Annotated in this window: 20 protein-coding genes; 13 read left to right on the top strand and 7 right to left on the bottom strand. The window is 73.7% G+C overall.

Going from position 1 to position 23,854, the window contains the following annotated elements:
• Nucleotides 1–324: 324 nt before the first annotated feature.
• A complete protein-coding gene (locus C9F11_RS33150) occupies nucleotides 325–2,781 on the top strand; it encodes a ThuA domain-containing protein (protein WP_138962719.1) in 2,457 nt (818 codons plus the stop codon).
• The gene (locus C9F11_RS33145) at nucleotides 2,778–5,006 is read left to right on the top strand and encodes a family 16 glycoside hydrolase (RefSeq protein ID WP_138962718.1); all 2,229 of its coding nucleotides are present in this window, start codon (nucleotides 2,778–2,780) and stop codon (nucleotides 5,004–5,006) included. Before C9F11_RS33150 ends, C9F11_RS33145 begins: the two co-directional genes overlap by 4 nt.
• Nucleotides 5,007–5,027: 21 nt before the next feature.
• On the opposite strand, the gene ligD is transcribed toward C9F11_RS33145, so the two are convergent.
• Nucleotides 5,028–6,050: a non-homologous end-joining DNA ligase gene (ligD, locus tag C9F11_RS33140; RefSeq protein WP_138962717.1), complete on the bottom strand. Its 1,023-nt coding sequence runs from the start codon at nucleotides 6,048–6,050 to the stop codon at nucleotides 5,028–5,030.
• A gap of 75 nt (nucleotides 6,051–6,125) precedes the next feature.
• On the opposite strand from ligD, the gene C9F11_RS33135 reads away from it, so the two are divergent.
• The 3 genes from C9F11_RS33135 to C9F11_RS33125 all read left to right on the top strand — a co-directional run bounded on the left by C9F11_RS33135 (nucleotide 6,126) and on the right by C9F11_RS33125 (nucleotide 10,157).
• The gene (locus C9F11_RS33135; protein WP_138962716.1) at nucleotides 6,126–7,199 is read left to right on the top strand and encodes an ATP-dependent DNA ligase; all 1,074 of its coding nucleotides are present in this window, start codon (nucleotides 6,126–6,128) and stop codon (nucleotides 7,197–7,199) included.
• 178 nt (nucleotides 7,200–7,377) lie between these two features.
• Complete coding sequence (locus tag C9F11_RS33130) at nucleotides 7,378–9,162, top strand: FAD-dependent oxidoreductase (RefSeq protein WP_138962715.1); 1,785 nt, start codon at nucleotides 7,378–7,380, stop codon at nucleotides 9,160–9,162.
• Between the two features lie 29 nt (nucleotides 9,163–9,191).
• A complete protein-coding gene (locus tag C9F11_RS33125; protein WP_138962714.1) occupies nucleotides 9,192–10,157 on the top strand; it encodes a DUF3048 domain-containing protein in 966 nt (321 codons plus the stop codon).
• 38 nt (nucleotides 10,158–10,195) lie between these two features.
• Here the strand turns inward: C9F11_RS33125 and C9F11_RS33120 are convergent, their stop codons facing one another.
• Nucleotides 10,196–10,651: a MarR family transcriptional regulator gene (locus tag C9F11_RS33120; protein ID WP_138962713.1), complete on the bottom strand. Its 456-nt coding sequence runs from the start codon at nucleotides 10,649–10,651 to the stop codon at nucleotides 10,196–10,198.
• Nucleotides 10,652–10,813: 162 nt separating this feature from the next.
• On the opposite strand from C9F11_RS33120, the gene C9F11_RS33115 reads away from it, so the two are divergent.
• From C9F11_RS33115 to pcaG, 4 genes are read left to right on the top strand one after another with little or no spacing between them, the layout of a single operon-like run.
• The gene (locus C9F11_RS33115; protein ID WP_138962712.1) at nucleotides 10,814–11,569 is read left to right on the top strand and encodes a CoA transferase subunit A; all 756 of its coding nucleotides are present in this window, start codon (nucleotides 10,814–10,816) and stop codon (nucleotides 11,567–11,569) included.
• Nucleotides 11,569–12,207, top strand: a complete 639-nt coding sequence (locus C9F11_RS33110; protein WP_138962711.1) for a 3-oxoacid CoA-transferase subunit B — start codon at nucleotides 11,569–11,571, stop codon at nucleotides 12,205–12,207. The genes C9F11_RS33115 and C9F11_RS33110 overlap by 1 nt, the downstream gene beginning before the upstream one ends.
• Nucleotides 12,208–12,246: 39 nt before the next feature.
• Nucleotides 12,247–13,023 carry a protocatechuate 3,4-dioxygenase subunit beta gene (pcaH, locus tag C9F11_RS33105; RefSeq protein WP_138962710.1) on the top strand — a complete coding sequence of 259 codons (777 nt, stop codon included), beginning with the start codon at nucleotides 12,247–12,249 and terminating at the stop codon, nucleotides 13,021–13,023.
• Nucleotides 13,020–13,586 carry a protocatechuate 3,4-dioxygenase subunit alpha gene (pcaG, locus tag C9F11_RS33100; protein WP_138962709.1) on the top strand — a complete coding sequence of 189 codons (567 nt, stop codon included), beginning with the start codon at nucleotides 13,020–13,022 and terminating at the stop codon, nucleotides 13,584–13,586. The genes pcaH and pcaG overlap by 4 nt, the downstream gene beginning before the upstream one ends.
• Nucleotides 13,587–13,610: 24 nt before the next feature.
• Here pcaG and C9F11_RS33095 read toward each other — a convergent pair whose 3' ends face one another.
• Nucleotides 13,611–14,537 (bottom strand): SDR family oxidoreductase, encoded by a 927-nt coding sequence (locus C9F11_RS33095; protein ID WP_138962708.1) that lies wholly within the window; start codon nucleotides 14,535–14,537, stop codon nucleotides 13,611–13,613.
• An 85-nt stretch (nucleotides 14,538–14,622) separates the two neighbouring features.
• Nucleotides 14,623–15,387 (bottom strand): SDR family oxidoreductase, encoded by a 765-nt coding sequence (locus C9F11_RS33090; RefSeq protein ID WP_138962707.1) that lies wholly within the window; start codon nucleotides 15,385–15,387, stop codon nucleotides 14,623–14,625.
• A 71-nt stretch (nucleotides 15,388–15,458) separates the two neighbouring features.
• On the opposite strand from C9F11_RS33090, the gene C9F11_RS33085 reads away from it, so the two are divergent.
• The 4 genes from C9F11_RS33085 to C9F11_RS33070 are packed head-to-tail and all read left to right on the top strand — an operon-like array spanning nucleotide 15,459 to nucleotide 19,058.
• Nucleotides 15,459–16,244: an enoyl-CoA hydratase family protein gene (locus tag C9F11_RS33085; RefSeq protein ID WP_138962706.1), complete on the top strand. Its 786-nt coding sequence runs from the start codon at nucleotides 15,459–15,461 to the stop codon at nucleotides 16,242–16,244.
• Nucleotides 16,241–17,233, top strand: a complete 993-nt coding sequence (locus C9F11_RS33080) for a CoA-transferase (protein ID WP_138962705.1) — start codon at nucleotides 16,241–16,243, stop codon at nucleotides 17,231–17,233. The genes C9F11_RS33085 and C9F11_RS33080 overlap by 4 nt, the downstream gene beginning before the upstream one ends.
• Nucleotides 17,230–17,997 carry a CoA-transferase gene (locus C9F11_RS33075; RefSeq protein WP_138962704.1) on the top strand — a complete coding sequence of 256 codons (768 nt, stop codon included), beginning with the start codon at nucleotides 17,230–17,232 and terminating at the stop codon, nucleotides 17,995–17,997. Before C9F11_RS33080 ends, C9F11_RS33075 begins: the two co-directional genes overlap by 4 nt.
• Before the next feature lie 14 nt (nucleotides 17,998–18,011).
• Entirely contained in the window at nucleotides 18,012–19,058 is a 1,047-nt protein-coding gene (locus tag C9F11_RS33070) for a nitronate monooxygenase (RefSeq protein ID WP_138967296.1), read from the top strand.
• Nucleotides 19,059–19,195: 137 nt separating this feature from the next.
• Here C9F11_RS33070 and C9F11_RS33065 read toward each other — a convergent pair whose 3' ends face one another.
• The 3 genes from C9F11_RS33065 to C9F11_RS33055 all read right to left on the bottom strand — a co-directional run bounded on the left by C9F11_RS33065 (nucleotide 19,196) and on the right by C9F11_RS33055 (nucleotide 23,851).
• Nucleotides 19,196–21,841 (bottom strand): AAA family ATPase, encoded by a 2,646-nt coding sequence (locus tag C9F11_RS33065; RefSeq protein ID WP_138962703.1) that lies wholly within the window; start codon nucleotides 21,839–21,841, stop codon nucleotides 19,196–19,198.
• 192 nt (nucleotides 21,842–22,033) lie between these two features.
• Nucleotides 22,034–23,191: an acetyl-CoA C-acetyltransferase gene (locus tag C9F11_RS33060; RefSeq protein ID WP_138962702.1), complete on the bottom strand. Its 1,158-nt coding sequence runs from the start codon at nucleotides 23,189–23,191 to the stop codon at nucleotides 22,034–22,036.
• A gap of 45 nt (nucleotides 23,192–23,236) precedes the next feature.
• Nucleotides 23,237–23,851 carry a TetR/AcrR family transcriptional regulator gene (locus tag C9F11_RS33055; RefSeq protein ID WP_171076147.1) on the bottom strand — a complete coding sequence of 205 codons (615 nt, stop codon included), beginning with the start codon at nucleotides 23,849–23,851 and terminating at the stop codon, nucleotides 23,237–23,239.
• Between the last annotated feature and the right edge of the window lie 3 nt (nucleotides 23,852–23,854).

Here is a 23,854-nt window from a genome sequence, read left to right as displayed (position 1 = left end):
GCCGAACTCCCCCACTGTGGAATGGAAACTGACACTTCGTCAGGCACGGCCGTGGCGCGCGAGGCACCGGATTCGGCCACACGCTAGCGGCAGCCCACCCGTTTCTCCACAGGCAGGACAAAGTTCGAGTGAAGTGACGTCATAGCTCTTGGCTAGCCGTCGAAAGAGGGCTAGCTTCAACCGCGCTGTTGTTGTAGTCGCCGCAGTCGTGACCAACGAGGGGTCGGTGTTCTCATGCGGCTCACACCGCGTCAACAACCCTTAACCACACGAGAGTTCGGCAGATCCAGGTACAGAGCCAGCCGTCGCTCCTGGGCCGCGGCCATGGCCGCGGGAGTGCTCGCGGCCGGGGTCCTCTCCGGGCCCGCCGCGTCCGCGCGCCCCTTCCCCGAACCGCCCGGCGACGCCGAAGCGATGAAGACAACGATGTCACGGGCCTTGCCCGCGCCCCCCGGTGGCGCGAACGTGCGGGTCCTCGCCTTCTACGGATCAGCGGCCCCCGGGGACGAGTCACCGGTCGTCGACGCCGCCATCGCCGCGATCGAGAAGATCGGCCGGTCGGGCCCCACCGCCCAGCGGTTCACCGTCACGGCGACCGACGACCCGGCGGTGTTCACCGACGCGAGGCGGCTCGGCACGTTCAACGCGGTCGCGTTCGTGACCGGCGGGGGCGATGTGCTCGACCCCGAGCAGGAAGCGGGCCTGGAGGCCTATATGGAGGCGGGCGGCGGCTTCCTCGGCCTGCACGACGCGGCCCGCGCCGAGCCGTACTCCAGCTGGTTCACGGGCCTGGTCGGGGCCCGCCCCAAGGACGAGAGCCCCGCGGCCGTGCAGCGCGCCACCGTCGAGGTCGGCGACCGGCAGAGCCCGGCCACCAAGGACCTGCCCCTGGAGTGGAAGCGCCCCGACCAGTGGCTCAACTGGGAGACCAACCCGTCGGGCACCGTGCACACCGTGGCGCGGGTGCGCGAGACGACGTACAAGCCGGGCGCGGGCGCGAACGGCTGGGACCACCCGGTCTCCTGGTGCCGCGACTACGACGGCGGCCGCTCCTTCTACACCGGCATGGGCGGCACGGCCGACGCGTACGACGAGACGGACTTCCGGGCGCATCTGCGCGGGGCCCTGCTGTGGACGACCCGTCTGGTGCGCGCCGACTGCAAGGCGGCCATCACCGACAACTACCGGGCCGAGCGCCTGACGCAGCCCAACAAGCCCGGCCAGAACGACCAGATCGGCGAGCCGCACGGCTTGGTGACCGCCCCCGACGGCACGGTCTTCTACATCGGCCGCGGCGGCGCCGACTCCTCCCGGCCGGTGGTCACCGACTGGAACGATCCCGACGTCGGCAAGGGCCGCGGCGAGATCCACGTCTACGACCCGCGGACGAAGCAGGTGACGCTCGCGGGCGCCGTGAGCGTCTTCGGCAACAAGGGCGGCGGCGGTGAGCTGACCAAGAACGAGGAAGGCCTGCTCGGCATCGAGCTGGACCCGCGGTTCGAGTCCAACGGATGGGTGTACCTGCACTACACCCCGCACGCCCGGATCAACCGCGAGACGCACATGGGCGAGCGCTACGTCTCCCGCTTCACCTACGACAAGGCGTCCGGCAAGCTCGCCATGGACAGCGAGAAGGTGCTCCTCAAGTGGCCCGTGCAGGTGCACAGCTGCTGTCACGCGGGCGGCGGGATGGCCTGGGACTCGAAGGGCAACCTGTACATCGCCACGGGTGACAACAACTCGTCCGGCTCCAGCGACGGCTACTCCGGCAACAACCCGCAGCCGAACTTCATGGGCGTCTCCTTCGCCGACGCCCGGCGCACGGCGGGCAACACCCACAACCTCAACGGCAAGATCCTGCGCATCCACCCCGAGCCGGACGGCACGTACACCCTCCCCGAGGGCAACCTCTTCACCGGCAAGGAGCCGGACGAGGGCGGCGGCAAGACCCGCGGCGAGATCTATGTGATGGGCGTCAGGAACCCGGCCCGCATCTCCATCGACAAGAAGACCGACACCCTGTACGCGGGCTGGGTCGGCCCCGACGCGGGACAGCCGTCGACGACGTGGGGCCCGGCGAAGTACGACACGTTCGCCGCGATCACCCACGCCTCCAACCGGGGCTGGCCGTACTGCATGGGCAACAACCAGCCCTACCGCGACCGCAATCTGCCCGACCCGGGCAAGCCGCTGGGCTGGTACGACTGCAAGAACCTGCGCAACGAGTCGCCGAACAACGACGGCCTGGTGAAGATCCCGCCCGCCGAGCCCAACACCATCTGGTACTCCCCGCAGGGCGGCGGCATCGACTACCCGCGCGACGCGAACGGCGTCCCGAGCTATCGGACGGAGGAGCAGAAGCAGCTCCTGCCGTGGCTCAAGGGCGGCGGCCAGGCGACGATGAACGGCCCGGTCTACCGCTACGACCCGGCGAGCACCAGCGCGGACAAATGGCCCGCGTACTGGGACGGCAAGTGGTTCGTCGGCGACTTCTACGACGGCGACCAGCCCCGGCACGCGGTGCTCACCGACCCGAGGACGGTCGGCACGGGCGGCCTGCCGGTGCACGCCGAGTCCCTCCGAAAGATCATTCCGGTGGGCAACGACCGCATCAAGAACCTCATGGACTGGAAGTTCGCCCCCGACGGCTCGCTGTACGTCCTCGACTACGGGCGCGGCTTCTTCACCTCGGACGCCAGGTCCGCGCTGTGGCGCGTGACCTACACCGGCGGCGGGGCGACCCCGGCCGCGGGTGACCTGGCACGGAAGGCGGGACGATGAGAGCGCACGGCGGGACGAGGAGGCCCGCGCGCGGGCGGGCTCGGCCCGTGAGCGCCTGGGCGGCGGTGCTCGCCGCGTTCGCCCTGGTGCTCGGCCTGACCTCGGTGGCGGCGGCGCGCCCGGACGGGCCGCGCGCGCAGCAGCAGACCCTGACCTGGACCGCGGACAACGACATCAGCAAGTACACGTCGGCGCCGACGACGGCGGTCGCGGGCAAGGCCACGATCGTCTTCGAGAACAGCGTGGCGACCGGCAACACCACCGGCATGCCGCACACGCTGACGTTCGACGTCTCGGACCCGGAGTACAACAACGACGTCCCGTTGAACCTCCTCGCCAATCCGAACGACGAGAAGGGCGGCAAGTGGACCGCCGAGGTGACGCTCAAGCCCGGCCGCTACCGCTACTACTGCACGATCCCGGGGCACGGGGCGATGCAGGGCGTCCTCGTCGTGACCGACGGCGGGGGCGCGGACACGACGGCGCCCGAGACGAGGGCGAAGGTCGACGGGGTCACCGACTCCGAGGGCGCGTACGTCGGTTCGGCGACCGTGACGGTGTCCGCGACGGACGAGGGTTCGGGCGTCGACAAGGTCGAGTACGCCGTCGGGGCCGGCGGCTCCTGGCAGCCGTACACCGCGCCGGTCGTGGTGAACACGGTCGGCACCCACACGATCCGCTATCGCGCGAGCGACCGCGCGGGCAACGTGGCGGCCGAGAAGGCGGTCGACTTCCGGGTCGTGGCGCCGCCGACCGACGACAGGACGCCGCCCGAGACCTCGGCGACGGTCAGCGGCGAGCGGAACGGCCAGGGCCAGTACCTGGGCATGGCGACGGTCACGGTGACGGCGTCCGACGCGGGCTCGGGCCTGAACAAGGTCGAGTACGCGCTCGGTGACGGCGCCTGGACGGCCTACACCGCACCGGTGATGGTGCACGCGGTGGGCACCCACAAGGTGCGCTACCGCGCGGCCGACAAGGCGGGGAACGTGGCGGCGGAGAAGGCCGTCGAGTTCACGGTGGTCGCGCCGCCGCAGGAGGACAGGACCCCGCCCGAGACCTCGGCGAAGGTCGAGGGCGACAAGAACTCCGACGGCGCCTACATCGGCCGGGCGAAGGTCACGGTGACCGCGACGGACGCGGGCTCGGGCGTCGACAAGGTCGAGTACTCCCTCGACGGCGGCCCCTACGTGACCTACACGGGGCCGGTGGTGGCCGACCGCGTCGGGCGGCACACGGTGGCGTACCGGGCGAGCGACAAGGCGGGCAACACCGCGCCCGCGAAGTCGGTGTCCTTCACCGTCGACGAGGGCGGCGGGGTCCCCGGGCCCAACTGTCCCGAGTACGACGAGCGGTTGACGGTGTTCGTGGGCACGGTCGACACGGGCATCCCGAACCGGGTCACCAACAACCGCTGCCGCATCGGCGAGCTGATCGAGGACGAGAAGGACTGGTCGTCGCACGCGCTGTTCCTCAAGCACGTCAAGACGGTCACGGACCGCCTGAAGCGGGCGGGCGAGATCGATCCGCGCGAGTACAACAAGATCAACAAAGCGGCGCGGGACTCCGGCATCGGCGAGCCCGGCCAGACCGAGGGCTACCGCACCCTCTTCGACGGCACGCAGAAGTCCTTCGCCCGGTGGAGCCAGGTGGGCGGCGGTTCGTTCGGCCTGAACGCCGACGGCTCGATGACCTCGGGCACCACGAGGAACGGGCTCGGCATGCTGTGGTTCCCCGAGCGCAAGTACGGCGACTTCTCGCTGAAGCTCCAGTGGCGGGACGACGCGCCCGGCTCCGGCAACGCCAACTCCGGCGTCTTCGTGCGCTTCCCCCAGGTGTACGACCACCCGGAGGAGTCGCGTCCGGAGTGGGTGGCCATCAAGTACGGCCATGAGGTCCAGGTCCTCGACCGGCCCGACGGCGACATGTACAAGACCGGGTCGGTGTACGGCTTCGACCGGGTCGGCCTCGCGGGCGCGGGCGTGACGCCCAAGGGCACCTGGAACGACTACGAGATCCGCGTGGTCGACCAGCACTACGCGGTCTACCGCAACGGCGTCCTGATCAACGAGTTCGACAACACCGGCGGCCAGGTCTTCGAGCCGCCGCGCGGCGACGACCCGGGCACGGACGGGCGGCGCTTCGCGTCCGGCTACGTGGGCCTCCAGGTCCACGGGGTCACCGACGTGGTGTCGTACCGGGACATCCGGATCAAGGAGCTGTAGGCGCCTTCCCCCGGGGCGGGTTCAGCCGTCGTCGTGCTTCGCGCGGCTCGGCTGGACCCGCTTCGGCTCGCCCGGCATCTTCGGGTACTCGGGCGGATACGGCAGGTCGCCGAGGCCGTGGTCGCGCTCGTCGCGGTCCGCCTGTTCGAGCAGGCCCTCGAGCGAGAAGGCGTGCTCGTCCATGTCCCGGTGCACGTCACCGACCTCCGCGAAGCGGCCGGGCATGGTGGCGAGGTCGAAGTCGCGGGGCACCGCGTCGTCCAGCTCCTCCCAGCGCAGGGGCGCGGAGACGGGCGCGTGCGGGCGGGCGCGCACCGAGTAGGCGGAGGCGATGGTGCGGTCGCGGGCGGTCTGATTGAAGTCCACGAAGATCCGCTCGCCGCGCTCCTCCTTCCACCAGGCGGTCGTCACGGCGTCCGGCATGCGCCGCTCCAGCTCGCGCCCGCAGGCGATGGCGGCCCGCCGCACCTGGACGAAGGTCCAGCGCGGCTCGATGGGCACGAAGACGTGCAGGCCGCGCCCGCCGGAGGTCTTGGGCCAGCCGCGCAGGCCGAACCCGTCGAGCACCGCGCGCAGTTGGTGGGCCGCGCGGACGGCGTCGGCGTAGTCGGTGCCGGGCTGCGGGTCGAGGTCCAGGCGCAGCTCGTCGGGGTGGTCGGGCGCGGCGCTCCGCACCGGCCAGGGGTGGAAGGTGAGCGTGCCGTACTGGGCGGCCCAGACGACGGCGGCGACCTCGGTCGGGCAGATCTCGTCGGCGGTGCGGCCGCTGGGGAAGGTGATGGTGGCGGTCGGGATCCAGTCGGGCAGGTTCTTCGGCGCGCGCTTCTGGTAGAAGGACTCGCCGCCGACGCCTTCCGGGTAGCGCTCCAGGGTGGTGGGCCGGTCGCGCAGGGCCCGCAGGATCCCGTCGCCGACCGCGATGAAGTACGTGGCGAGGTCCCGCTTGGTGAAGCCGTGCTCGGGGAACAGCACCCGGTCCGGGCTGGAGAGCCGTACCGTCCGCTCTCCCGCCGTCAGCTCCACCGCCGCGCCCGCGCCACCCATGCGAGCCACGCTAGACGCCCGCGCACGACCCCGCATATCGGGCGATCCGCCCCGTCCCGGAGCAGAATCGGGATCATGGACCTGCCGGTGATGCCCCCCGTGAAGCCCATGCTCGCCAAGTCCGTCGCGAAGATCCCGCCGGGCATGCAGTACGAGGCCAAGTGGGACGGCTTCCGCGCGATCGTCTTCCGGGACGGCCCCGAGGTGGAGATCGGCAGCCGGGGCACGAAGTCCCTGACCCGCTACTTCCCCGAGCTCGTCGAGGCCCTGCGGGAACGGCTGCCGCAGCGCTGCGTCCTGGACGGCGAGATCGTGCTCGCGCGCGGCGGGCGCCTGGACTTCGACGCCCTCACCGAGCGGATCCACCCGGCGGACTCGCGGGTGCGGCTGCTCGCGGAACGGACCCCGGCGTCGTACGTCGCCTTCGACGTGCTCGCCCTGTTCGACGAGCCCCTGGGGGACCTCCCGCTGCGCGACCGGCGCCGGCTGCTCGCCAAGGCGCTCGAAGACGCCACCGCGCCGGTGCACCTGGCGCCCGCGACCCTCGACGAACAGGTGGCGCGGGAGTGGTTCGAGCGGTACGAGGGGGCGGGGCTCGACGGGGTGATCGCCAAGCCCCTCGACCTCAGGTACCGCCAGAACGAACGCCTCATGTACAAGATCAAGCACGAGCGGACGGCGGACTGCGTGGTCGCGGGCCTGCGCCCGCACAAGAGCGGGCCCGTCGTGGGCTCGCTCCTGCTCGGCCTGTACGACGCCGCGGGCGCGCTGCAGCACGTCGGGGTGTGCGCCGCCTTCTCCATGAAGCGGCGCGAGCAGCTCATGGAGGAGCTGGAGCCGCTGCGGATGGACTCCGTCGCGGGGCATCCGTGGGCGGCCTGGGCGGACGAGGCGGCCCACGAGAGCGCGCGCCTTCCCGGGGCGGTGAACCGGTGGTCGGGCAAGAAGGACCTGACCTGGGTGCCGCTGCGGCCCGAGCGGGTGTGCGAGGTGGCCTACGACCACATGGAGAACGGGGCCCGCTTCCGTCACACGGCCCAGTTCCGCACCTGGCGCCCCGACCGGGACCCGGAGTCGTGCACGTACGCCCAACTGGAGGAACCGGCCGGGTACGACCTGGCGGAGGTCCTTGGCTCGGCGCCCGCCTGAACGGACGGGCGAGGTGGAACGGGTGGGCGGGTGGGAGGAACCCGCCGCGGCAGCGGCGGCGCCCCACCCGCCCGCAGACGAATTCCGGCCAAGCCCACCCGCCCGCTTCCACCCCGCAGAGCACGGCCGTAGGCTCCGCGCCTGACACAGGCGTTACCAACGGTAAGGGGAGGGCTCGATGGGGCGCCCGCACGCATCAGGAAGCACACGCCGGACCTTCGTCAAGGGCGCGGCGACAGCGGGCGGCGCGGCCGCCCTCGGCCTCGCCGGGCCGCCCGGCTCCGCGAGCGCGGCCCGGCGCGCCAGACCGTCCGTGGCCGTGCTCGGCGGCGGCGTCGCCGGGCTGACCGCCGCCCACGAACTCGCCGAGCGCGGCTTCGCCGTCACCGTCCACGAGCGCCGCGCCCTGGGCGGCAAGGCCCGCAGCTTCGACGTGCCGGACAGCGCGAAGGGCACCCGAAAGCCGCTCCCGGGCGAGCACGGCTTCCGCTTCATCCCGGGCATCTACCACAACCTGCCGGACACGCTGCGCCGCATCCCCTTCCCCGGGAACCGCAACGGCGTCTGGGACAACCTGATCGCGCCGCCGGAGATGAGCTTCACCCGCGCGGGCGGCCGCGAGGACATCCGCCTGCCCATCCCCGGACGCGACGGCGACCCCGCCGACCTGACGCCCGACGACATCGCGCGCGCCCTCACCGCGTTCCTCGACACCGCCTTCCACATCCCCGCGCACGAGATCGCGTACTTCGTGAACCGCGCCCTGGTCTTCCTCACCAGCTGCGACGAGCGCCGCGACGACCAGTGGGAGGCCAAGCCCTGGTGGGACTTCGTGCGCGCCAAGGACATGTCGTACGACTACCAGCGCATCCTCGCGATCGGCGTGACGCGCAACATCGTCGCGACGAAGGCGGAGGTCGCGAGCACCCGTACCGTCGGGACGCTCGGCGAGGCCTTCGTGTTCAACGCCCTGGGCCGGGGCGCGGACGGCCCGCCCGACCGCATCCTGAACGCGCCGACCAACGAGGCGTGGATCGACCCGTGGGTGGCGCATCTGAAGTCCCTCGGCGTGGAGTTCCGCGTCGGCTGGACCGTGCGCGAGGTCGCGTACGGCGACGGCCGGGTGACCAAGGCGGTGGTCGAGGACGCCCGGGGCGCCCGCCAGGACGTCACCGCCGACCACTACGTGCAGGCCATGCCGGTGGAGCACGCCCGCAGGACGTGGGGCGCCGCGCTGCGCGCGGCGGATCCGCAGCTGGCGCGCTGCGACAAGCTGCGCACGGACTGGATGACGGGCATCCAGTTCTATCTGACCGAGCGGCCGAAAGTCGTCGACGGGCACTTCAACTGCGTCGACTCGCCCTGGTCGCTCACGGGCATCGCCCAGGCCGCCCACTGGAAGGGCCGCGACTTCCCCGCCGAGTACGGCGACGGCGTCGCGGTGGACTGTCTGTCGGTGGACGTCTCCGAATGGGACAAGCCGGGGATCCTGTACGGAAAGACGGCGAAGAACTGCACGCGCGAGGAGATCGCGCGCGAGGTGTGGGCCCAGTTGAAGGCCCATCTCAACGACACCGGCAAGCAGGTCCTGAGCGACGGCAAGCTGCACTCCTGGCACCTGGACCCGGGCGTCGACGGCACCGGCGGCCCGAACCCGCGCAACGACGACGAGCTCCTGATCCACCCGGTGGGCACGCTGCACAACCGCCCGTCGGCCGCGACGAAGATCCCCAACTTCTTCCTGGCGGGCGACTACGTGGCCGTGGACATCGACCTGGCCACCATGGAGGGCGCCAACGCGGCCGCGCGCCAGGCCGTCAACGCCCTTCTGGACCGGGTGGGTTCGAGCGCGCGGCGGTGCACGGTGACGTCCCGCTACCGCCCGCCGGAGCTCGAAGGGCTCAAGCGCGCCGACCGCACCCGCTACCGCCTCGGTCTGCGAAACGCCTTCGACCTCGGCTGACCACGGCCGGATGCGGGTACGTCCCCGGCATGGAACGGCGAACACGCGTGGGGCACACGACGGCGCGAGGCGCGCGGGGGTGGCGTGCGGCGGTCGCGGCGCTGGCACTCGCCGCGCTCGCGCCCGCCTGCACCCTCGACAGGGCGGGCACGGACGGGCGGCCGAGCGGCCGGGACGCGGGCGGCCGGGTGCTCGCCGTGAAGGTCGACAACGTGGGCCCCGCGCGCCCGCAGACCGGCCTGGAGGCGGCGGACGTCGTGTACGTGGAGCGGGTGGAGGCCGGGCTGAGCCGCCTGATGGCCGTCTACGCGCGCCGGCTGCCGCCCGTGGTGGGGCCGGTGCGCAGCGCCCGGGAGACGGACCTGGAGCTCCTTCGCCAGTTCGACGACCCGGCGCTCGCGTTCTCCGGGGCGCAGTCGAAGCTGCTCCCGCTGATCGACGCGGCCCCGCTGCGCGCCCTGCCCCCGGACGGGGCGCCCGGCAGGGCCTACTACCGGGGCGGCGCCAAGCCCGCGCCGCACAACCTCTACGTCCGCCCGGACGCGCTGGGCGCCCGGGTGTCGGCCGAGGGCCTGGAGAGCACGGGCTTCCGGTTCGGGCCGCGCCCGGCGGGCGGCACGCCCACGACCCGGCTCGCGCTGCGCTTCCCCTCCGCGCGCTTCACCTTCACCTGGGTCGAGTACGAGGGGCGCTGGCACATCGCGATGGACGGCACGCCCGCCCGTACCGCGTCGGGGGCCGCGCTCGGCGCCGCCACGGTGGTCGAGCAGCGCGTCGACATCCGCGACTCGCGCTTCCACGACCGCTCGGGCAGCGCGTCGCCGTTCAGCCGCACGGTGGGCTCGGGCAGCGCGTGGGTGCTGCGGGACGGGCGCGCGTACGAGGCGCGGTGGCGCCGGGACACCGCACAGGACGGCACCACGTTCACGACCCGCGACGGCAAGCCGCTCGCGTTCGCGAAGGGGCCGGTGTGGGTGGTGTTCACCAAGGCGTGAGCGCGGTGGCGCGCGCCAAGGCGTGAGCGCGGTGGTGCTCAGGAGGGCGTCAGGGGCGCCGACCGCAGGTGCTCGGCGGCGTCCGCGACCCGCTGGGCCAGGCCGAGGAACAGCCGGCGCTCCTCGTCGTTCAGCGGGGCGAGGAAGATCTGGTTCATCCGGGCCGTGCGCACCGTCAGCTTGCGGTGGACGCGCCGCCCTTCGGCGGTGAGCCGCAGCAGGGCGCGGCGGCCGTCCTGCGGGTCGCGGACCTTGTCGACGAGGCCGCGGCGGCTGAGCCTGCTGATGACCTCGGCGACGGTCGACCGGTCCAGGCCCACGCGCTCGCCGACGCCGCGCTGATCGAGGCCGGGCTCGGCCACCAGGCTGTTGAGGACCGCGAACTGGGGGGACGTGGTCTCCTCCGAGACCATCGTGGTCCACAGGAGGTGGTGGGCCTGCTGGAGGCGGCGGGCGAGGTGCCCCGGATGGCTGGTCAGATCCACCGCGGCCATGGCGGCCCCCTCCCTGACACGACAGTTTGTGCACTGAACGATAGCCGACCTGAGGCAGCCTTGACGGCCCTACGGGTCGGTGGCAGCGTGAACTTGAGTTCGCGGTACGGCAGATGCCAGTAGTCAGTGTGCTGACGATCGCAGGGAGACGAGGCTGCCCGGATGGACAAGGTGGTCGCCACGGCCGCAGCGGCGGTGGCCGACGTGGGGGACGGCGCGTCCCTCGCGGTCGGCGGCTTCGGGCTCAGCGGCGTGCCGAACGTCCTGATCGAGGCGCTGCACCGGCGCGGCACCACGGACCTGCGCGTGGTGTCGAACAACTGCGGCGCGCTCGGCACGGGCCTGGCCGCGCTGCTCGCGGCGCACCGCGTCGCGCGCGTGACGGCCTCGTACATCGGCGGCAACGAAGAGTTCGCGCGCCAGTACCTGGCGGGCGAGCTGGAGGTGGAGCTGATCCCGCAGGGCACCCTCGCGGAGCGCCTGCGCGCCGGAGGCTGCGGCATCCCCGCCTTCTACACCCCGGCCGGAGTGGGCACGCAGGTCGCCGACGGCGGGATTCCCTGGCGGTACGACGCGGCGGGCGGGGTCGCGGTGGCCTCGCCGCCCAAGGAGACGCGGGAGTTCGACGGCGTGCCGCACGTCCTGGAGCACGGCATCCGCACCGACTTCGCCCTGGTACGGGCGGCCCGCGGCGACCGGCACGGCAACCTGGTGTTCGCCAAGGCGAGCCGCAACTTCAACCCGCTGGCCGCGATGGCCGGGCGGGTCACCGTCGCGGAGGTGGAGGAGCTGGTGGAGCCCGGCGCCATCGACCCGGACGCGGTGCACCTGCCGGGCGTCTTCGTGCACCGCGTCGTCGCCCTCGGCCCGCGCGAGGCCGCCGCCAAGCGCGTCGAGAAGCGGACGGTGAGCGGCTGATGGCGTGGACCCGCGAGCAGGTGGCGGCCCGGGCGGCGGGCGAACTGCGGGACGGCCAGTACGTCAATCTGGGCATCGGCCTGCCGACGCTGATCCCGGGTTTCCTGCCGCCGGGCGTGGAGGTGGTCGTCCAGTCCGAGAACGGCGTCCTGGGCGTCGGCCCCTACCCCACGGCGGACGCGGTCGACCCGGACCTGATCAACGCGGGCAAGGAGACGGTGACGGCGCTGCCCGGGGCGGCGTACTTCGACTCGGCGCTGTCGTTCGGGATGATCCGCGGCGGCCACCTCGACGTGGCGGTCCTGGGCGCGATGCAGGTCTCCGCGCGCGGGGACCTCGCCAACTGGGCGGTCCCCGGGCGGCTCGTGACGGGGATCGGCGGGGCGATGGACCTGGTGCACGGCGCCCGCCGGGTGATCGTGACGATGGCCCACACCGCCAAGGACGGCTCGCCCAAGCTCGTGCAGGAGTGCGACCTGCCGCTCACCGGCAGGCGGTGTGTGCACCGCGTCATCACGGACCTCGGCGTCTTCGACGTCACCGAGGACGGACTTCAGTTGACCGAGCGCGCGCCGGGAGTCGGCGTCACCGAGATCGTCGCGCGGACGGCGGCGAAGGTGCGCGTCCCCGACGCGTGAGGACCGGCCCGACCGGTCCGGAAGGGAGCGGCAGCCACCATGACCCCCCATCCCCCGTACGAGGACCTGAGCGCGCGCCGGAGGGGCGCCGTGCCGGGCGGCGGCCGGGCCGCACCGGGCGCCGCCGCGCCCTCGCGACCCGGCACGCCCCACGGCGTCCCGCCCTACCGCGGGGCCCTGCTGCGCCATCCGCACCACTCCGCCGTGCCCGTCCGCGACCCGGAGGCCGTGGAGCTGACCGGGCCGGTCTTCGGCGTCGCGGACGTCACCGACTTCGAGCGCGATCTGACCCGCCAGCACACGGGCGAGCCCCTCGGCGAGCGCATCACCGTCTCGGGGCGCCTGACAGACCATCACGGGCGCCCGTTGCGCGGCCAGTTGGTCGAGATGTGGCAGGCCAACGCGTCCGGCAGATACGTGCACCGGCGCGATGGGCACGCGGCGCCGCTCGACCCGAACTTCACCGGCTTCGGCCGCTGTCTGACCGACGACGACGGCGCGTACTCCTTCACCACGATCCGGCCCGGCGCCTACCCCTGGCGCAACCACGACAACGCCTGGCGCCCCGCCCATCTGCACTTCTCGCTGTTCGGCCGGGCGTTCGCGCAGCGCCTGGTGACCCAGATGTACTTCCCGGCCGATCCGCTGCTCGCCTACGACCCCGTCTTCCTGTCGATCCCCGACGAGGCGGCGCGGGCCCGTCTGGTGGCCGCGTACGACCACGGTCTGACGGTGCCGGAGTGGGCGCTCGGCTACCGCTGGGACATCGTCCTGGACGGCCCGTCCGCCACCCGCTTCGAGGACGGTGCCGCATGAGCGCCACGCCGCCGCACGCGCCGACGCCCTCGCAGACCATCGGTCCCTACCACGGCTACGCGCTGCCGTTCCCGCGCGGTGGCGAGATCGCGCCCACGGGCCATCCGGACGCCGTCACCCTTCACGGATACGTGTACGACGGCAAGGGCGTGCCCGTGGACGACGGCCTCGTGGAGACGTGGCAGGCCGCCCCGGACGGCTCGCGCGCGGGCGCGCCCGGATCGCTGCGCCAGGACGCGGTCAGCGGGGTGCCGCGGGGGCGCGACGGCGTCACGTTCACGGGCTTCGGCCGGGTGCCGACGGACCCGGACGGGCACTGGGCGGTACGCACCCTCAGGCCGGGCGGCGCCCCGTACGTCTGCCTCGCGGTGTTCGCGCGCGGGCTCCTGGACCATCTGTACACGCGCGCGTACCTGACGGACGACCCGGACGACGCCCTGCTCCGCTCGCTGGCCCCCGACCGGCGCGCGACACTGCTCGCGCGCCCGGGTCCGCACGGCACGTACCGGTTCGACATCCACCTCCAGGGAGACGACGAGACGGTGTTCCTGGCCTTCGGGTGACCCTCTCGTCCGTGCGGCGGGCGGTCAGCGCGCCCCGTACACCGGCTGCGGCGGCTCGGCGCGGGAGAGCAGCTTCAGGGCCGCCTCGCCCGCCTCGGCCGGGCTCCAGCGGGCGCCCTTGTCGGCGCTGGGGCCGGGGCGCCAGCCCTCCATGACGGTGATGCGGCCGCCCTCGGCCTCGAAGACGCGGCCCGTGACCCCGGCCGACGCGGTGGAGCCGAGCCAGACGACCAGCGGGGACACGTTCTCCGGGGCCATGGCGTCGAAGGCGCCCTCCTGGGGGGCGGCCATGGCCTCGGCGAAGGTCTGCTCGGTCATGCGGGTGCGGGCGGCGGGCGCGAGGGCGTTCACGCGCACTCCGTAGGCGGCGAGTTCGGCGGCGGCGACCAGCGTGAGGCCGAGGACGCCCGCCTTGGCCGCGCTGTAGTTGCCCTGCCCCACACTGCCGAGGAGGCCCGCTCCGGAGCTGGTGTTGACCACGCACGCGTGCGGGGCGCGCCCGGCCTTGGCCGCGGCCCGCCAGTGCGCGCCCGCGTGCTTCAGGGGCAGGAAGTGGCCCTTGAGGTGCACGTGGAGCACCGCGTCCCAGTCGTCCTCGTCGAGGTTGACCAGCATGCGGTCGCGCAGGAAGCCCGCGTTGTTCACGAGGGTGTCCAGGCGGCCGTAGGTCTCCAGGGCGGCCTGGACGAGCGATGCGGCGCCCTCGGGGGTCGCGACGTCGCCGCAGTGCGCGACGGCGTCGCCGCCCGCCGCGCGGATCTCCTCGACGACGTCCTGCGCGGGGCCTCCGGAGACGCCGGAGCCGTCGCGGGCCGCCCCGAGGTCGTTGACGACGACCCGCGCGCCCTCGGCCGCGTACGCGCGCGCGTGCGCCCGGCCGAGGCCCCGGCCCGCACCCGTGACGATCACGACGCGGCCCGCGCAGATCCCGGAATCGACGGCTGCGGTCATACGGATCTCCTTCGTACGGGCGGGGTGTCCGGCGCGCCGGGCGGGCGGCGCGGGGGTGAGTGGTACGAGGGTCAGGCGTACGGGCTCAGTGGTTCACGGTCGCGGCGTCCAGGAACGCGGGCCGTTCGCCGCCGCCGTCCACCTGGAGGGCCGCGCCGCTGATGTACCGCGCGGCGGCGGAGGCGAGGAACACGCAGGCGTCGGCGGCGTCCGCGGGGTCGGCGAGGCGGCCGAGCGGGATCGTCCGGGCCACCGCGGCGACCCCCTCCTCGTCGCCGTAGTGCAGATGGGTGCTCTCGGTGCGGACCAGGCCGAGCACCACGGTGTTCACGCGCACGTGCGGGGCCCATTCGACGGCCATGGTGCGGGCCAGGTTCGCCAAACCCGCCTTGGCGGCGCCGTAGGCTCCCGAGCCCGGCGAGGGGCGGGTGCCGCTGACGCTGCCGATCATGATGACGGCGCCGCCCGTCTCCTGACGGCTCATCACCTCGTGGGCGGCGAGGGAGGCGTACAGCGGGGCGAGCAGATTGAGCTGGACGATCTTCGTCTGACGGGCGGCGGTGGTCCCGGCGAGGAGGCCGAAGGGCGTGCCGCCCGCGTTGTTCACCAGGACGTCGAGCCGTCCGTGGTCGGCGGCGACCCCGGCGATCAGGGCGTGCGCCGCCGCGGCGTCCCGCAGGTCCGCCGGGCGGAACTCCGCGGTGGCGCCCGGCACTTCGACGGCCCGCTCGGGCGGCTTGCGGGCGCAGATGACGACGTGCGCGCCGGTGGCCAGGAAGCCGCGGGCGATCCCGGCCCCGACGCCGCGGGTGCCGCCGGTGACCACGACCACCTGTCGATTGTCAGTCATCGCTGCTACCTTCCTGAGCAACTAACAAATGTTTGGTTGAAGGCGCTGGTTGAAAGGTAGCGGATCCTCTGATGCCTGTCTCCACTTCGCCCCCCGAGGAGGGCGTGGCCGTCGTCACCGTCGACTACGCACCGGTCAACGCCCTTCCGGTGCACGGGTGGTTCGCCCTGGCGGACGCGGTGCGCGCCGCGGGCCGCGACCCCGGCGTGCGCTGCGTACTGCTCGCCGCCGAGGGCCGGGGGTTCAACGCGGGCGTGGACATCAAGGAGCTGCGCCGCGACCCCGGCCACGGCGCGCTGCTCGGCGTCAACCGCGGCTGCGCGGAGGCCTTCGCGGCGGTGTACGACTGCGCGGTCCCGGTCGTCGCGGCCGTCCAGGGCTTCTGCCTGGGCGGCGGCATCGGCCTGGTGGGCAACGCGGACGCGATCGTGGCGAGCGACGACGCCACGTTCGGCCTCCCGGAGCTGGACCGCGGCGCGCTCGGCGCCGCCACGCACCTGGCCCGTCTGGTCCCCCAGCACCTGATGCGCGCGCTGTTCTACACGTCGCGCACGGCCACCGCGGCCGAGCTGCACGCGCACGGCTCGGTGTGGCGGGTCGTGCCGCGCGCCGACCTGCGCGCGGCGGCCCTCGCCCTCGCGCGCGAGATCGCCCGCAAGGACGGCACGCTGCTGCGCCTGGCCAAGGCCGCGATCAACGGCATCGACCCGGTGGACGTGCGCCGCAGCTACCGCTTCGAGCAGGGCTTCACCTTCGAGGCGAGCCTGAGCGGCGTGGCCGCCCGCGTCCGCGAAGGCTTCGGCGCGCCCTCCGTGCCGCCCGACAGCTCCGTACCGGCCGGGGAGGACACGGCATGAGCGATCCGGCAGACACCCCTCGGGCCCGGGGCGGCCGGGACAAGACCATGGCTCCCGAGGACGTCGTGGGGCGCCTGGAGAGCGGGATGACGCTCGGCATCGGCGGCTGGGGCTCGCGCCGCAAGCCGATGGCCCTGGTCCGGGCCCTGCTGCGCTCGGACGTCACCGACCTGACCGTCGTGGCGTACGGCGGCCCGGACGTCGGCCTGCTCCTCGCCGCCGGGAGGATCCGCAAGCTGGTCACGGCCTTCGTGACGCTCGACTCGATCCCCCTGGAGCCGCACTTCCGGGCGGCCCGCGAGCGGGGCGGCCTCGACCTCGTCGAGCTGGACGAGGCGATGTTCCTGCAAGGTCTCACCGCCGCCGCCCAGCGCCTGCCGTTCCTGCCCGTGCGCGCCGGTCTCGGCTCGGACGTCCTGCGGGTCAACCCCCAGCTGCGCACGGTCACGTCGCCGTACGGGGACGGGGAGGAGCTCGTCGCCGTCCCGGCCCTGCGCCTGGACGCCGCCCTGGTGCACCTGAACCGCGCGGACCGCCGGGGCAACGGCCAGTATCTGGGCCCCGACCCGTACGTCGACGACCTGTTCTGCGAGGCGGCCGACGCGGCGTACGTGTCGTGCGAGCGCCTGGTCGACTTCGGCGCCCCTGCGGACGGCGCCGCTCCGGCCACGTCCACCGCCTCCCCAGCCCCCACCGCTTCCCCTGCCTCCCCCGGGCCGACAGCCGCCTCCCCCGCGCCGACGTCACAGGCGGCACCCCAGACCCTGCTCGTCTCGCGGCACAGCGTGACGGGCGTGACCGAGACCCCGGGGGGCGCGCACTTCACCTCGTGCGTGCCGGACTACGGCCGCGACGAGCCCTTCCAGAAGGCCTACGCCACGGCGGCGGCCGCCCCCGACGCCTGGGCGGAGTTCCACGACCGCTTCCTGTCCGGCGACGAGGAGGACTACCGACAGGCCGTCCGCACCTGGCACAAGGAGCAGCGATGACGCGCACCACGACCGCCGTCACCCGCGCCGAGTACTGCGTGATCGCCTGCGCCGAGGCGTGGCGCGGCGACGGCGAGGTCCTGGCCGCCCCCATGGGCACCGTCCCCACCCTCGCGGCCCGGCTCGCGAAGCTGACGTTCGCCCCGGACCTGCTGCTCACGGACGGCGAGGCCCTGCTCATCGGGGACGTGCCCGCGCTCGGGGAGCCCTCGGCGGTGACGGAGGGCTGGCTGCCGTTCCGCCGCCATCTGACGATGGTGATGGGCGGGCGGCGGCACGTGATGATGGGCGCGAGCCAGATCGACCGCTTCGGCAACCAGAACATCTCCTGTGTAGGCGACTGGCACCGCCCCACCCGGCAGCTCCTCGGAGTCCGCGGGGCCCCGGTGAACACGCTGAACAACCCGGTCAGTTACTGGATACCGAAGCACGCGCGGCGCGTGTTCGTCGAGAAGGTCGACATGGTCAGCGGCGTCGGCCACGACAGCGCCGCCGCGGCGGGCCCTTCCGCGACCCGCTACCACGACCTGCGCCGCGTCGTGTCGGACCTGGGCGTCTTCGACTTCGCCACGCCCGACCGCTCGATGCGCCTGGTGTCCGTCCACCCGGGCGTGCCGGCGGCGCAGGTCCGCGAGGCGACGTCCTTCGCACTTCCCGTCCCCGACGAGCCGCCCCGCACCCGCGAGCCCGCACCGGCCGAACTGCGGCTGATCCGCGACGTCCTGGACCCCGCGCGGCTGCGCGAGCGCGAGGTCCGCCCATGACGGCGGCGCCGCTCCTGGAGACACCGCTGACGCGGCTCGTCGGCGTCCGGTACCCGATCGTGCAGACCGGCATGGGCTGGGTCGCGGGCCCGCGTCTGGTCTCGGCGGCGGCGGACGCGGGCGCGCTCGGCGTCCTGGCCTCCGCCACGATGTCCCTGGAGCGACTGCGCTCGGCGATACGGGAGGTGAGGTCCCGCACGTCCGCCCCGTTCGGGGTGAACCTCCGCGCGGACGCGGCCGACGCGCGCGACCGCGTCCGGCTCCTCATCGCCGAGGGCGTACGGGTCGCGTCCTTCGCCCTGGCCCCGTCCGAGGCCCTCATCGGGGAGCTCAAGGCGGCCGGAGTCGTCGTGATGCCGTCCGTGGGCGCCCGCAGACACGCCGAGAAGGTGGCGGCGTGGGGCGCGGACGCGGTCGTCGTCCAGGGCGGCGAGGGCGGCGGCCACACCGGTGACGTGGCCACGACCGTGCTCCTGCCGCAGGTCGTGGACGCCGTCGACATCCCCGTCGTGGCGGCGGGCGGCTTCCACGACGGCCGGGGCCTGGTCGCCGCCCTGGCCTTCGGCGCGGCGGGCGTGGCCATGGGCACCCGCTTCCTCCTCACCGCGGAGTCCCCCGTCCCGGACGCCGTGAAGGCCCGCTATCTCGCGGCCACGGTCAAGGACGTCACGCTGACCTCGCGCGTGGACGGCCTCCCGCACCGGATGCTCCGCACGGACCTGGTGACGTCCCTGGAGCGCTCCGGCCGCGCCGCGACGCTGCTGCGCGCGCTGCGCCACGCGGCGGCGTTCCGCCGGATGTCGGGCCTGAGCTGGCCCGATCTGGCCCGCGACGGCCGGGCCCTGCAGCGCGCCAAGCGGCTGACCTGGTCCCAGGCCCTGCTCGCCGCGAACACCCCCATGCTCCTCAAGTCGGCCATGGTGGACGGCGACCCGGACCGCGGCATCATGGCCGCGGGCCAGGTGGCAGGCGTCCTGGACGACGTCCCGACCTGCGAGGAGCTGATCGGGAGGATCATGGGGGAGGCCGAGGAGACGCTGAAGCGCCTGGAAGGGCCTTAGCCGCTGTGCCGACCGACAGGGACGGGTTCCAGCCCGTCGAGCCCGTCGAGCCCGTCCGGCGTTCGAGGTCGAGGCCGGAGGCCGATCAACTCCGGCCCCGGCCCCGACCCGTGTGCCGGCCGCGGCCCCGTGAAGCGCTAGACCGCCGCGAGGAACCGCTCGGCCCGGTCGGCCAGCCCATCGGCCCCGCAGCTGCGCGCCAGCGCGAGCCCGCGCTCCAGCTCCGCCACGCTGCCCGAGGCGACCCCGTACTCCACGCGCGCGACCGCGTGTTCGTACGCGCAGGGCGAGGCCTCCAGATACGCCACGGCCTTCGCGTAGAGCGTCACGGAGCGCGGTCCCGAGGCCAGCGCGGCCTCACACCGGAGCGCCTCGCCGATCGCCGTGTCCGTGCCGAACCGCTCGGCCTGCACGCGCGCGTCGGCGACCACGTCGGCGGCGCGCCGCGGATCCTCGTCGGCGAGCGCCCGCGCCAGGTCGTACGCCCACGGCGCGAGCACCGTGTTGTACTGGCCGCGCGCGGTCAGCGCCTTGGCGGTGGCCTCCAGTTCGTTGAGGCCCTCCTCCCGGCGGCCGAGGGCGAGCAGGAGCCTGCCGCGGACGGACATCGCGTCGGGGACGTAGATCGTGGAGGCGTTGGGCGGCGCGAAGCCGTAGCGGTCGGCGACGGCGCTGGCCTGTTCGGCGTGGCCGCGGGCGAGCAGCGTGTCGATGAGCATGCTGGCCGCCTCCCAGTGCATCGGGAGCCCGCCCTGGCCCACGCGGTCGGCGAGCCGCAGGCTCTCGCGCAGCGACTTCTCGGCGTCCCTGAGCCGCCCGCGCCTGCGGTACACATAGCCGAGGAAGGCGTGCGCGAGCGCGAGGTGGCCGCCGCTCCAGCCCGCCGTCTCGTACGCCTTGACGGCCTCGGTGAACAGGCTCTCGGCGCGGTCGAGCCGGTCGGCGAAGGCGTACGAACCGCCGAGCATCAGGCGCAGTTCGAAGCTCCACTCGGCGTCGGTCCAGCCGAGCCCGGGCGCGAGGCGGCCGTTGACGAGGGCGCGGTCGCAGAGCTCGACGACCTCTTCGGCGTTCTCACCGCGTGTCATCGCGTCGAAGGCGCGCAGGATGAGCAGGGCGCGCTCGGCGTTGTCGCGCCCGGCGAGGGGTCCGGCGAGGGCGGCGAGCCTGCGCGAGCGCCCCGGTGCGTCCTCCTCGCCCGCGTGGATGCCCTCCCACATGAAGTGCACGGCCTGGAGGCGGAGCCGGTCGGTGCCCGCGGGCAGCCGGGCGGCCTCCTCGGTGATGGCGCGCAGGCCGTCGCCGAGCTGGTCGTTGTGCACGAGGGCCTGCGAGAGGCGGCACACGGCGTCGACGCGCAGCTCCTGGCTCAGGCCGCTCGTCGACAGGGCCTCGCGCAGGTGCCCGATGGTGGTGACGGGCGAGGTGAGCAGGGTGGCGCAGCCGAGTTCGTAGAGCACGCGGGCGTGTACGTCGGGCCGGGGCGGCTCGCGCAGGGCCCGCTCCAGACAGCGCCGGGCGGCGTCGGGCGCGCCGACCGCGAGGTGCTCGGTGGCGGCCTCGCGCAGCTGCTCGACGAGTTCGGGATCGTCGTCCGGGATGACTTCGAGCAGGTGCCGGGAGGCCGCGGCGGCGCCGCGCCCGGAGCGGGTGACCGCCCAGGCGGCCTGGCCGTGCATCGCGGTGCGGGTGGCGGGCGGGATGGAGTGGTAGACGGCGTGGGCGATCAGCGGGTGCACGAACTCCAGGCCCTCTTCGCCGCCGGTCACGATCCGGGCGGTGCGCAGCCGCTCGGCGCACCGCTCGGCCGCGTCCCTGCGCAGTCCGGCGAGGGACGCGGCGAGGTCGACGGAGATCGCGGAGCCGAGGATCGCGGCGGCCCAGGCGAAGCGGGTGACGTCGGTGCCGAGCTCTTCGAGGCGGGCGACGAGGCCGCGGCCGCGGGCGGAGCGGTTCAGGGCGCGCAGTTCGGCGGCCGAGCCCTCCACCGGTTCGAGCTCGCAGTCCTGCACCTTGGCGAGGAGCTCCACGGACTCGTACGGATTGCCGTCGGTGACGGCCCAGACCTCGCGGCAGAACGGGCCGTCCGCGTGCTCGCCGAGCGTGGCGCGGGTGAGCCCGGCCGTGGCGTCCGGCGTGAGCTTGCGCAGCTGGGTCGCCGGGCGGGCGGCGGCGCCGATGCGCGCGAGGTGGCGGACGCTGTCGCCCTCGGCCTCGCCGGGGCGGTAGGCGACCACGACGAGCACCGGCAGGTCGTCCAGGCGCTCGGCGAACGCGGCGAGCCAGTGCAGCGTCTCCTGGTCCGCCCAGTGCGCGTCGTCGACGAGCAGCACCAGCGGCCAGTGGAGGTGGGCGAGGCGGGAGACCACCGCGCTCAGGCCGTCGCACACGGCCTGCGGCTCGGGCCTGCCGCCACCGGGCTCGGCTATGCCGAGGGCGGGCCCCGCGATCTCGTACCAGTCGCCGAGGTACTCACGGGCCTCGTCGGGGGTGAGGGCCACGAGGGCGGGCTGGAGGAGCTGTCGTACGACGTTGAAGGGCACGGTTTTGAGGGTGGGGCCGCCGCGTGCCGCCCATACGGTGGCCCGGCCGTGGGCGATGCGACGCACTTCGGCCATGAGCGCGGTCTTGCCGAGTCCGGCCTCACCGCTGAAGACGAGCAGGCCGCCCTCGGTCGTCATGTCCGAGCACAGTCCGGACACGGCCCGCTCGGCCGCGCCGATTTCCTCGTCGCGCTCCCACAGCGGGGCCCAGGTGCCACCTCCGGGCCGTCCCTGCGTCATCGCGCTACCTCCCGGGGTCGCTCAATCGACGTACAGAACTTGAGACTAGCCGGGCCGGGGCCGCCGCGGAGCGTGGTCCGGCCAGCTCCTCCCGCACGGGTGACACACGGTCATATGCCAGGCCACCTGCGGGGTACGGGTGCGGCGCGCCGGGGCGGCGCCCGGGACGGCGCGCGTCGGCGGGCGGCGCGGTCACAGCCGTTCGATGACGGTGACGTTGGCCTGGCCACCTCCTTCGCACATCGTCTGGAGGCCGAACCGGCCGCCGGTGCGCTCCAGTTCGTGCAGGAGCGTCGTCATCAGGCGGGCACCGGTGGCGCCGAGGGGGTGACCCAGGGCGATGGCGCCGCCGTTGACGTTGACCCTCTCCGGGTCGGCGCCGGTCTCCCGCAGCCAGGCGAGCACGACGGGCGCGAACGCCTCGTTGATCTCGACGAGATCGATGGCGTCGAGCGTCATGCCGGTCTTCTTCAGGGCGTGCGCGGTGGCCGGTATGGGGGCGGAGAGCATGCGGATCGGGTCCTCGCCCCGCGCGGAGAGGTGGTGGACGCGGGCGCGGGGGGTCAACCCGTGGTCCCGCACCGCCCGTTCACCGGCGATGAGCAGGGCGGCGGCGCCGTCGGAGACCTGGGAGGAGCAGGCGGCGGTGATGCTGCCGCCCTCCATGACGGGGGCGAGGGACGCCATCTTCTCCGGGGTCGTGTCGCGGCGCGGGCCCTCGTCGGCGACGACGTCTCCATAGGCCACGGTCTCGCGGCCGAAGCGGCCCTCGTCGAGGGCGCGCAGGGCGCGCCGGTGGGAGCGGAGCGCGAACTCCTCCATGTCCTGGCGGGATATGCCCCACTTGTCGGCGATGAGCTGGGCGCCGTGGAACTGGTTGACGGGCCGGTTCCCGTAGCGGGCGCGCCAGCCCTCGCTGCCCGCGAAGGGGCCCTCGGTGAGCCCGAGGGGCTCTGCCGCCTGCCGGGACGCGAAGGCGATGGGGACCATCGACATGTTCTGCGTGCCGCCCGCGACGACGAGGTCCTGGGTGCCGGAGAGGACCGCCTGTGCGGCGAAGTGCAGGGCCTGCTGGGACGATCCGCACTGCCGGTCGACGGTCACTCCGGGCACCTCCTCGGGGAGCCCGGCCGCGAGCCAGCTGGTGCGGGCGATGTCCCCGGCCTGCGGCCCGACCGCGTCGAGACAGCCGAAGACGACGTCGTCGACGGCGGCGGGGTCGACGCCGCTGCGCTCCATGAGCGCGGTGAGCACATGGGCACCGAGGTCGGCGGGGTGCGCGGCGGCGAGGCCGCCGCCGCGCTTGCCGACGGGCGTGCGGACCGCCTCGACGATGAAGGCCTCGGCCATGGCTGCGTACTCCTCGCGTGACGGGCGCCGCGCGGCGGCGCGGGGCTAGGCGCGGACGGCGATGCCGTCCAGGACCATCGACAGGTACTGGCGGGCGATCTCCTCGGGGCTGTGGCCGCCGCCCGGCCGGTACCAGGACGCGGCGACCCAGACGGTGTCGCGCACGAACCGGTAGGTGAGGCGGACGTCCAGGTCGGCGCGGAAGGCGCCGTCGGCGACACCCCGTTCGAGCGTGGTGAGCCAGGTCTTCTCGAAGCGCCGCTGGGACTCCAGGAGGTACTCGAAGCGGGTCTGGGTGACCAGGTGGCGGGACTCCTTCTGGTAGATCGCGACGGCCGCGCGGTGCCGGTCGATCTCCCGGAAGGACTCGGTGACGAGGGCCTCCAGGGTCTCGCGGGGGCCGAGCGGCGCGGCCAGGACCGCGTCGTACCCGTCCCACAGCTCCGTCAGGAACGTCCGCAGGATCTCTTCGAGCATCGACTCCTTGGAGTCGAAGTGGTAGTAGAGGCTGCCCGCGAGCATGCCCGCGGCGTCCGCGATCTTGCGGACGGTCGTGGCGTTGTACCCCTGCTCGGCGAAGACCTCCGCGGCGATGCCGAGGAGTTCGGCGCGGCGCTCGGGCGAGGGCGGCACCGGGGGCTTCTTCTGCTTCCGGGCCACGGG

Source organism: Streptomyces sp. YIM 121038, from assembly GCF_006088715.1.
Lineage (GTDB): Bacteria > Actinomycetota > Actinomycetes > Streptomycetales > Streptomycetaceae > Streptomyces.
Note: the sequence above shows the minus strand (reverse complement) of the source record. Positions and strands in the feature narration are given on the sequence as shown.